The organism is Allosphingosinicella sp., assembly GCF_036570505.1.
GTDB lineage: Bacteria > Pseudomonadota > Alphaproteobacteria > Sphingomonadales > Sphingomonadaceae > Allosphingosinicella.
In genome coordinates, this window is record NZ_DATCYB010000018.1 from 1 (window position 1) to 10169 (window position 10169).

Annotated in this window: 9 protein-coding genes; 2 read left to right on the forward strand and 7 right to left on the reverse strand. The window is 63.7% G+C overall.

Annotated features, from left to right (window positions below; all coding sequences use genetic code 11):
- Positions 1-269: 269 nt before the first annotated feature.
- Positions 270-1052: a TetR/AcrR family transcriptional regulator gene (locus VIR62_RS01420; RefSeq protein WP_431868061.1), complete on the reverse strand. Its 783-nt coding sequence runs from the start codon at positions 1050-1052 to the stop codon at positions 270-272.
- A gap of 79 nt (positions 1053-1131) precedes the next feature.
- Here VIR62_RS01420 and VIR62_RS01425 point away from each other — a divergent pair, with 79 nt between their 5' ends.
- Positions 1132-1425 (forward strand): cupin domain-containing protein, encoded by a 294-nt coding sequence (locus tag VIR62_RS01425; RefSeq protein WP_431868063.1) that lies wholly within the window; start codon positions 1132-1134, stop codon positions 1423-1425.
- A 707-nt stretch (positions 1426-2132) separates the two neighbouring features.
- On the opposite strand, the gene VIR62_RS01430 is transcribed toward VIR62_RS01425, so the two are convergent.
- The 5 genes from VIR62_RS01430 to VIR62_RS01450 all read right to left on the reverse strand — a co-directional run bounded on the left by VIR62_RS01430 (position 2133) and on the right by VIR62_RS01450 (position 4913).
- Entirely contained in the window at positions 2133-3176 is a 1044-nt protein-coding gene (locus tag VIR62_RS01430) for an AI-2E family transporter (protein ID WP_431868065.1), read from the reverse strand.
- A gap of 139 nt (positions 3177-3315) precedes the next feature.
- Positions 3316-3708 (reverse strand): YkvA family protein, encoded by a 393-nt coding sequence (locus VIR62_RS01435; protein WP_431868066.1) that lies wholly within the window; start codon positions 3706-3708, stop codon positions 3316-3318.
- A gap of 42 nt (positions 3709-3750) precedes the next feature.
- Positions 3751-4107, reverse strand: coding sequence for a hypothetical protein (locus VIR62_RS01440; protein ID WP_431868068.1), 357 nt, complete (start codon positions 4105-4107; stop codon positions 3751-3753).
- Between the two features lie 54 nt (positions 4108-4161).
- Positions 4162-4353: a hypothetical protein gene (locus VIR62_RS01445; RefSeq protein ID WP_431868069.1), complete on the reverse strand. Its 192-nt coding sequence runs from the start codon at positions 4351-4353 to the stop codon at positions 4162-4164.
- A 194-nt stretch (positions 4354-4547) separates the two neighbouring features.
- Positions 4548-4913 carry an EF-hand domain-containing protein gene (locus VIR62_RS01450; protein WP_431868071.1) on the reverse strand — a complete coding sequence of 122 codons (366 nt, stop codon included), beginning with the start codon at positions 4911-4913 and terminating at the stop codon, positions 4548-4550.
- 578 nt (positions 4914-5491) lie between these two features.
- On the opposite strand from VIR62_RS01450, the gene VIR62_RS01455 reads away from it, so the two are divergent.
- Positions 5492-7675, forward strand: coding sequence for a calcium-binding protein (locus VIR62_RS01455; protein WP_431868073.1), 2184 nt, complete (start codon positions 5492-5494; stop codon positions 7673-7675).
- Between the two features lie 23 nt (positions 7676-7698).
- On the opposite strand, the gene VIR62_RS01460 is transcribed toward VIR62_RS01455, so the two are convergent.
- A partial coding sequence (locus VIR62_RS01460; protein WP_431868075.1) for a calcium-binding protein occupies positions 7699-10169 on the reverse strand: 2471 nt, incomplete at its 5' end.

The window sequence follows — 10169 nt, forward strand, 5'->3', positions numbered from 1 at the left end:
GGGCTCCGCTGCGCAGGCCATTGCTTACACCGCGCTCATGCGCAACAAAGCCGCTGGGCTCTAATCCCGGCTGGTGGAAACCAGGGGGTCACGTCACCCGGTACGGCGTTCTCAAGCCAGACCCAAGCAAGCTGCTATTCCACCTGATGTTGGACGAGCTGTTTTGACATTGGACGAGGGCCAATTGCGCTATGTGATCACCGATCCGCGTTGTGCCCTGAAGACTTGGTGCTTTCAGCGGGAGAGCCATGTCCGCCCGGCCTGAGTCATCAGACTCGGACTTCTCCCTGAGATGTTGTGAAGAGATAGCCGGTGATCAATCTAAACGTCTCCTGCTCGACGAGATCTTCAACAAGAAGTTCGTGGCGGTCGATCACCGCTTTGTGGACAAGGGCTTCCAAAGCCGTTTCGACGACGATTGCAGCGGTCGCAAGGTCGTGATCCGCGGGAAGTTCGTTAGCATGAATTCGTAGGAAGCCCTCGATCTCTGCAGTGACCTTGCGATGTGTATCCATCGCCTTGCCGAGCCGCCCGACCCGCGGGACTTGTTCATACAGAATTTTATGCAAGATAGGCTGAATGCGGTGTGCTTCCGCGCCGGCACGGATAACCGCCCGGATGCCGTCCGCCAGAGTACGGTGGGCCGAGTCACGAAGCGCACGGTGCATGATCGTGACGATTTCATCTGCATGGCGTTCCACGAGAGTGCCTACCAGCGCTTCCTTGTTGGGAAAGTATTGATAGAGCGAGCCGACGCTGACACCAGCCCGCTCCGCCACTCGAGCGGTGGTCGCTCTCTCATATCCATCCTCGATCAGAACCTGAGTCGCTGCGATCAAGATGGCCTCAACGGTGGCCTTCGATCGTTCCTGCCGCGGCAGTTTTCTTGGATTTGTGTCCGGCAGTCGTCTGCTCATTCCCGATTTTCCGAATGCGAATAGCAAATGCGAATGTTTCGTCACATAGTTGGACACGAAAATCAATCGGAAGACTGGTGTGATGAGCATGTCCGAATCGGCGACAACGCAAAGCGTCTCCATCAGGAGTTTCATCCTCGCTAAAGAAGCCGAAGCTATCTCTGACGTCGATCGTCCAACAATATTTGGTGAGACTGAGTGGAGCGCTCCAGTGATGTTCGGGGTGGCGAGGCTTCCCAAGAACATTGTCGACGGCCTGTGGGAGCAACATGATCAAGGCGACGAGATCCTAGTGGTGATTGCCGGAAACTTTACCTTCAGGCTTCAGCTACCGGATGGACAGATAGCCGAGCGCGACGCGGCGGCCGGCGACATGGTCGTCGTTCCCAAGGGGTACCCGCACTCGTTTCGCGTTCACTCCGAGGAGCTGCAGATCCTTTTTGTAACCCCAAAAGACGGAAACCACGGCTGGAGCGAGCGCGGCGGTCCTGTCGATCGCCATCGCTAGAGTCGCGCCCGTCCATTCGTCTTCTTCAGTCTCGCCAGGCTCTCCTTTGGATGGAGGAGGCAAAATGCGGGCCTGGAAACGCTCATCTTCGTAACCGGACCTTCTGCGCGCGGATCAACGACGCCCGGCGCCCCTACTGGACGCGCACCGGCGAGTTCAGGCGCAGTAGGGTTAAGCAGGTCACCATCGACTGGGCGGCGGTCTTAACGGGTGCAAGTTCCAGAACGCAATTTATTTGCGCCGAGCGACTAGCCGCCTCGTCATCCCGTATCTCTATAGATTCAAGGGGCTAGCTCTTAAGGACGAAATGAGCGACGCGGCCGAAAACTTTCTCGATGCCTATTACCGACGGCAAGTCCAAAAGCATCAAGTGGCGGTCCCATTTACTGCGCGATGTCCGCTATCGGGCCCAGCCCAGACGTAGACCGAACGGCTGACATCGGGCGCATTGCTGCCGAGCCGCTCTTCAGCTCAAACGGGCCGATTGCGGTCGGTCCGCTATGAAAGAAAGGCGGCTAAAGCAGACGGTGCACCGGTGATGGCTTCGAATCAGCGCCGCGCAACCTCCAGAGCTGTTCTCCGCCATCGCCCACCGTCTTTCGACGTTCCGGTTTCATGGCCCGATATTGGCGCCGGATGTGCGCGATTTGTAGCCATGACGTTCGGGGAAACCGAGACGTTTTGCTACCTATCGCGTCGTTCCAGCCCTAGGGATCGCGTGGATTCACATTTGAAGTGTCTCCGAGCAGCATCCCGACCGGTCGCATCCGGCTACTATGCGTGCGGAGCGTCGCCATCAACACCGTGAGGGGCGTGGCGAGGAATGCGCCAAGCGGCCCCCATATCCAGCCCCAGACCATCAGCGTGATCAGCACGATGACCGGCGATAGGCCAAGCTGGTGTCCCATCAGCCGCGGATCGACATAATTGCCCATGATCTGCTCGATCACCAGCAGACCTCCGGCGACGGCAAGCGCGGTTCCGGGATCCTTGGTCGCCAGCGCATAGAGAGCCGGAAGAAGCCCGGCGATGATCGACCCGATCGTTGGGATGAAATTGAGCAGCAGAGCGAGCAAAGCCCAGGTAAAAAGCAGGTCGATCCCGAATATCCAGAGATAGGCGGTGTAGAGAAGCGCCGTCGCCGCGCCGAGCAGTAGCCGCGTCCAGAGAAAGCGCCGTATCCGGATCGCCGCCTCTTCGAACGCCTCTTCCCAGCGGGCGGCCTCTTCGTGCGAGAGGCGCACCAGTTTGGCGCGCCAGACCGGCGCTTCGATCAGCATCAGCAGGAGAAGGAATAAAGTCGCGACCAAGGTGAGCGAGCCGCCCGCGACCGCGGCAGCGGCGCGCCTCGCATGCTGCGCGACCGGCCCGATGACTTCGCGCAGGAGCGTTTCGAGTTGGCACGGGTTGGCCACCGAAAAGCCCAGCAGGCTGCGCCCGCCGCTCGCGACCGCTTCGTCGATGCGGGACGACAGCATGGGCGCGGCCGCGATCACCTCGCGCCCGGCAAAGCTGATCCCGGCCAGGAACAGGAGGAGGAGCAGGAGAATAGGGGCGGTCGCACAAAATGGCCCCAACCACTGACCGCCCCTCGGCACCGCGCGGCTCACCGCGATGCTGACCGGGAGGACCGCCAGCGCGGAGAGAAAGGCCGCCGCGATCGGTATGCTGACCGGCGCGGTTTCGCGCAGCGTCCAGCCGAGCGCGAAAAGCGCGACGATGACAAGGGTCCAGTGATTCCGATCGGTCACGGCTTGGCCCTTTCCTTCTTCGCCGGGCTAACTGTCCGGTGGGCCACCGATCCGGCTGCGGCGCCGCAAAGAAAAATCAGCAGCCGATCCATCGCCCCTATTCCGTGACCGAACTGCGCCGCGATGGCGCGCGGCGAATTCAATAAGCCGGCACCGGCCAAAATGCCCATAAGATGGCGGCCATCACGGCTATCCAGATGATGACCACCGCAATCGCGGCCGTTCGGCTCGAGGGAAGCTGATCCAACGTCTCTGCCCGGCTGCGAAATTCCGTCATCAGAGCCGGAGGAACGAGCCGGATCGCCAGCCACAGGCCCGTCGGCACCAGAATGAGATCGTCGAAATATCCGAGGACAGGAATGAAGTCGGGGATCAGGTCGATCGGTGACAAGGCATAGGCAACAGCCACTCCGGCGACGATCTTGGCTCCGATTGGCACTGGAAACGCTCCCGTGCAGAGCGAGGCGGCGGACGTAATGCCGATCAAGGGCGCCGGTTGAGTATCTGCCGGCAGAGGTGCGGCACCTTCCATTCTCGGCTCGCGGCATCCTGCCCGCGACGCGAGGCCCGTCGCTCAAACCGGCGAATGCTGATGAAACGCCAGCTTCCAACCATGGGATCGCCGCACATAGGCCGAACTCACGAGCGCCATATAGGGTTCGCCGTCGGCGCGCGTCACTTCGGCCCTGTAGCTGATGATCGCAAAATCGTCGCCGCTCTGCAGGAGTTGGCGATCCTTCATGGTCAGGTCACGCCACCTGTTCGGGTTCGTGGCGGTAGCGGCGACCTCGGCGCGCGAATGGACCCCGTGCATCTCGCCCGCCTGCGGAAAGGCGAGGAGACATTTGTCGTCGACATGATCCAGGAAATGCTCTTTTCCCGCGAGCCAGAAGCCCTGTTCGATATCGTAAAGCTCCTTCCCAAGCGTCATCGGCTTTGCTCCTTCCGTGGCCGGCAAGACCGACCGCGTCTTTGCGGCTATCCATTATTTTCCGGGCAGACCCGCGCCTAGGAAGCCGTTCGCGTAGACAAGGCTCCCGAACAGGATGAACAGGACGAAGCTCGCAAGCCCGGCAATGAAGACGATGCGCTGCCATCGCCGGCGGAGGATAATCTCGCCCTGCCGAGCGTCCTCCGCCGAAATGTCGCGTTTCCTCGTGGAACGCGGATCGGTCACTCGACATCCTCCCAGCGCTCGCTGAACCGGCCGTGACGCGCCGGCCGCATCAAACGCGCAAAGTCGTCGTGCGTCACATGGACGAGCGATATATGATCGCCACCCTCGAAATAGATTTCGGGCTGTTCGGCGAGGACTGCTCGGCAGGTCGGATCCCGATGCCGGTTCGGGGCGCACAAGAAAAGGCGGCGGGCTTAGCGCTTCTTCATCGCTTTCGCCGCGTCATGCTCCGCTTTCGAAATCGATCCATCACCATCGGTATCAGCCTTGCTAAACCAAGCGGCCTTCATCGCGGTGAATTCGCTTTGCGAGAGCTGGCCGTCACCGTCCGTGTCGGCTGCCGTCCAGTGAGTTCCGGCTTTCATGCCTGCTTCCGCCGTGGAAAGCTGACCGTTCCCATCCGCATCTTTCGCCGTCCATGCTGCGGCAACCCCGGCGTCATGTTCAGCTCGGCTGAGCTGTCCATCTCCGTTGGTGTCCTTCTCCTGCCAATTCTCATTGGCAAGCGCCGGCGAACTGACGGCAAAAACGGCGGCCATAATGATATATGAGGGTTTCATCACACTCTCCTGTCCATAGCCCGCCTCGCCGGACGGCCCGGCAGTCGCTGGCGGAAAACCCTTTGAAAAAATGCACGCCGATTGCGATAGTTCCCAATTCTTGGGCAGCGAGCATTCAAGCCCCTCGGTCAGTGATCTTCACCGAAAGATTCGACGGCCTGTCGTTTCCGCGGAACTCGACATGATTTCGGGCGCTGACTGGCCAGATGTGAAGATCGGTTATGCGGGCCCGCCGGGACCTGCGAGCGACTGGCGGACTTCACCGGCCAAATGATCATCAGTGATCATGCGAATGCGCATGTAAATGGCTGCCCGAGAGCAGGAACGCGCTAGCGATATTCACGCCGAGGCCAAGGATCGTGACCAAGGTCGCGTCGCGGAGGCGACACGGACCGGTCAGATTGCACGCCGGAAATTTTCCCTGCCGTCAGAAAGCCTTGTCCCGAGTCAGAAGTCCGCGGCGGTTTATCGCAATAACGTCACCGATGATCAGCATAATGCTGGCCTAACCATAATGCAGTGCAGCATGGTGACTCGGCCGAGGTTGGCCTCGCCGCAACAGCAAGGGGTCGTTCGCCATGCCAAGCCTGTACATCTCGCCTGCCGGATCCGGCGACAAAAGCGGCAGCGATATCAACAACGCAGCGTCCATCGGTTCGCTCAACACCATGATCGGTAGGGCCGGGCCGGGGGGCGAGGTGCTGCTGCTGGCCGACCAGGGCGACTACAATGTCACCGGGATTCTCGGCATTACCCGCGGGGGTGCGGAAGGCCAGCCGGTGGTGGTGCGCGGCATCGATTCCGCCGGCAATACCATGGGCGCGCATTTCACCGGCTCGCGCCCCGCCGACTGGCAGGCGGGCGATGCCTCCGGCAACGAACTGTTCAAACTGGGCACGGGCGCGGACGATCTCATATTCCGCGACCTCAGAATCGATAATGTCGGCACGGCCTTTCGCGTCACCGCCGATCTCGGCAATCTCCATATCGAGGATATCGACGCGAACAATGTCCGCCGCTTCTTCGAGGATTATTCCAGCGCGCCTTCGGGCACCGCGACGATCACCGGGCTGACGATCCGCAACGTCGACGTAGAGGGCTTCTCCAGGGTCGCGATCCGCCTCCAGTATGACACCAACAATGTGGTCATCGACAATGTGACATCGGACATGGCCGGGCAAACGGGCGACGATCTGCCCGCGGGCATCCATCTCGACGACACCGTCCACAATGTCACGCTCAACCAGGTGGTGATGGAGAATGTCCAGAGCAGCGCAGGCGCCTATTTCAACGGCGACGGCTTCGCGAGCGAGCGCGGCGTCTATGACGTCCGCTTCATCGATACGGTTGCGCGCGGCAACACCGACGGCGGCTATGACCTCAAGTCGAGCGGCACTGTGGTCGTCCGCGCACTCAGCGAGGAGAATGGCCGCAACTACCGGCTCTGGGGCGAGGCGACGCTGATCGACTCGGTCGGGCTGAACCCGGTGCTGCGCGGCGGCATTTCCGAACAGAATCAGCTCTGGCTCGACGATTCCGCCGATGTTACCGTGATCGGCGGCCGCTTCGACGATGCCGGGTCGCGCACCAAGGTGATCTCCTCGCAGGGACGGCTCATCTTGCAGGGTGTCGAAATTACCCGGTCCGAACTCGCAACCCTCTTCACCCGTGATTCGCTGCCCGGCCTCAGCGGTGCCGAGACGATCCGCGAAACGCTGACCGTCGATCAGGGCGAGGCCTCGCCCGGCGCGGCCGAATATATCGCGCTGCTTCCCCTGCCCGCCACTCCTACGGCGGATGCGCTGCTTGGCACCGCGGGCGACGACATCTTCCTCGTCGACGACACCGGCGACCGGATCACCGAGGCGGCGGGCGCCGGGTTCGACCGGGTCGAAACGACGCTGGACAGCTACACGCTCGCCGGCGATCTCGAAGAGCTGATCCGCCGCGGCGCCGCCGATTTTACCGGCAATGGCAACACGCTCGCCAACGCGATCATCGGCGGCGCGGGCAGCGACACGCTGGGCGGGCTCGACGGCAATGACGACATCGCTAGCAATTCGGGCGAAGATTGGCTCGCAGGCGGTAATGGCGAGGATCTGCTCCGGGGCCAGTCGGGCGCGGACACGCTGCTCGGCGGCTGGCAGTCGGACATGCTCATCGGCGGCGGCGGCGCGGATCGGGTGGTCGGCGACCAGGAATGGCTGAGCAGCCGGGGCGCCAACGACCGGCTCGATGGCGGCGACGATGCCGACCTGCTGATCGGCGATGCGACCAATGTCTACGGCAACGGCAAAGGGGGCAGCGACCGGCTGACTGGCGGCGCGGGCAACGACATATTGATCGGCGACGGTGATGTGATGAAGGACGGCGCCAGGGGCGGCGCCGACACGCTGGAGGGCGGCGACGGCGACGACTGGCTCTATGGCGACGGTCGGGAGCAGGCCACGGCGGGGGCCGGCGGCGCCGACAAACTCTATGGCGGCGACGGCCCCGATCACCTGATCGGCGGGAGCGGCAACGACCTGCTTGCGGGCGGTGCGGGGGCTGACTGGTTCGTCTTCGCATCCGGCTCGGGCGCCGACGAGATCATCGACTTCGTCTCGGGCGCGGATCATATCGATCTCAGCGCCTTCGACATCGCTTATGAACGACTTGGTTTCACGGCGAGCGCGGACGGGACCCGCGTTATCATGGGCGCGGACAGCATCTTCGCACGCGGCACGCACGCATTCGCACCCGAGGATTTCGTCTTCGGCTGACGCCCCTTTTTCTTGAGGGAGGTTTAGCCGAAGATGAAGTCGGCCTGATCGAGCGCGGTGACGCCGCGCACGAAGATCGTATCACTGCCGCCCAGTTGCACCGTCACCCCCGCGCTGCTCGCGGTGAAGCGCAGCGCCTCATAGGCGATGTCGAAGGCGCTAAGGTCGATCCGGTCGGCCTCGCCGCCGCCGCGGGTGAAATCGGTGATCTCGTCGGCGCCTGAGCCGGCGGCAAAAACGAAGCGATCACTCCCGCCGCCGCCGGTCAGCTTGTCCGCCCCCCCGCGCGCGCCGGCCGCCATGTTGACCGCATCGCCGTACAGCACGTCATTGCCGAGCCCGCCAAGCAGCGTGTCCGCGCCGCCGATCCCGGTGGCCGTCATGCTTATTCCGTCACCGACCAATATGTCGTCACCATCACCGCCGTCGAGGCTGTCCCTCGCCGCAAGCGACGAGACCCATTCGGTGTCCCCAACGAGAAGATCGTTGCCCGCGCCGCCCGATAACCGGTCGGTCTGCTGGCCGCCGTACAGCGTGTCGTCGCCGTCCTCGCCGTAGAGCGCATCCTCATTCTTGTCGCCATCGAGCCGGTCGGCGCCGACGCCACCCCGCAGCGTGTCGTTGCCGTCGTCGCCGGAGAGCCTATCGTCGCCTTCGCCCCCGGTCAGCGCATTGGTCCCGGTGCTGCCCAGCAGCACATCGGCAAAGGCCGAGCCCTGTGCGTTCTCGATACTGACGAGCTTGTCGCCCATGGCATCGCCATTGGTCGCGGTCTGCGTGCGCAGGTTGACCAGCACGCCGCCCAGCGACCCGGCATATTCCACCGTGTCCGACCCCGCGCCGCCGTCGAGCAGATCACCACCCGCCCCGCCGCGCAGTACGTCCGCGCCGTCCCCGCCGGCCAGCCGATCCTCGCCGCCGCTGCCAACGACGAAATTGTCGAGCGCATTACCCGTCATCGTCGCTCCGATCGTCCCGGTATAGACGAGCTCCTCGACATTGGCGCCGAGCGTGTAGTTACTCGCGGCGGTGCGAATGCGGTCGCGCCCTTCCCCAGCCGCCTCGATCACCTGGTCGCTGGCCTGATAGACGACATAGAGGTCGTCACCCGTGCCGCCGCGCAGCAGGTCGTTGCCGCTCCCGCCATCGAGATGGTCGTCGCCGGCTCCTCCGACCAGCAGATCGTCGCCGCCGCGTCCATAGAGCGTGTCACCGGCCAGCACATCGTCGCTGCCAGTGATGCTGTCGGCATAGTTGGAACCGATCACGGTTTCGAGGCCGAACAGCCGGTCGCCCTCGGCCTCTCCGCCATGATTGACATTGGTCGCCAGGTTCACGGTGATCGCGGCCGATTTGGTGTAATCGACCTGATCTCGCCCTCCTCCCCCGTCGAGCAGGTCCGCGCCCGCGCCGCCGACCAGCTTGTCGTCGCCGTCGAGCCCATAGAGCGCGTCGGCCCACGCCTTGCCGTAGAGGCTGTTGCCCAGGGCGTTGCCCGTGCCGGTGAAGCTGCCGCTGCCGGTATGGCTGAGATCCTCGACCCCCTCAGCCAGCGTCAGCGCGGCCAGGCTGGTGCGCACGATGTCGGTCCCGCCATCGGTCGCCTCGACCACCTGGTCGCCGGCATTGTCGATCACATAGCTATCGTCGCCATCGCCGCCGATCATCGCATCCGCGCCCGCACCGCCGTCGATCGCGTCGTTGCCGCCACCCCCTTCGAGCCGGTTGGCGTCCGCGTCGCCGGTCAGCGTGTCGGCAAAGCCGCTGCCGACCACGGCCTCAATAGCGGAAAGGCTGTCCCCTTGCGCGTCGCCACCCGACACGGCGCCGGTGGCAAGGTTGATCTTCACCCCCGCGGCGCTGCCCGAATAGACCGCCGTATCGAACCCGCCTGCGCCATCGATCCGGTCGCCGCCCGCCCCGCCGACGAGAATCTGGTCGCCGCCATCGCCGACCAGCGCGTCCGCAAAGCCGGTCCCGATGAAACGCTCGACGCCGTCGAACCGGTCGCCCTCGGCGTCACCGCCATTACTCGCGCCGGTCTGGAGGTCGATCGAGACGGCACCCGCGTTGGCGCTGTAGTCGACCGTATCGATGCCGCCCCCTCCGATCAGCACATCGGCGCCCGCACCGCCCTGAAGCAGATCGTCGCCGCCGCGCCCTTCGAGCCGGTCCGCGCCCGCGCCGCCATACAACGCCTCGTCGGCACCGATCCCGGCCAGCGCATCGTCGAGGGCCGAGCCGCTCACCGCCTCGATACTCGACAACCGGTCACCCGCCGCATCGCCGGTGCCGGCCTGCACCGACAGGGCAAGATCGACCTGCACCGCCGCCGCCGAGCCCGAATAGTCCGCGGTATCGAGCCCGTCGCGCCCATTGATCAGGTCCGCACCCTTGCCGCCGACCAGCCGGTTATCGCCCGCATCCCCGTTCAGCGCATCGTCGAACGCCGAGCCGATCAGATTCTCGATCGCGACGAGGTTCGCGCCGCTGG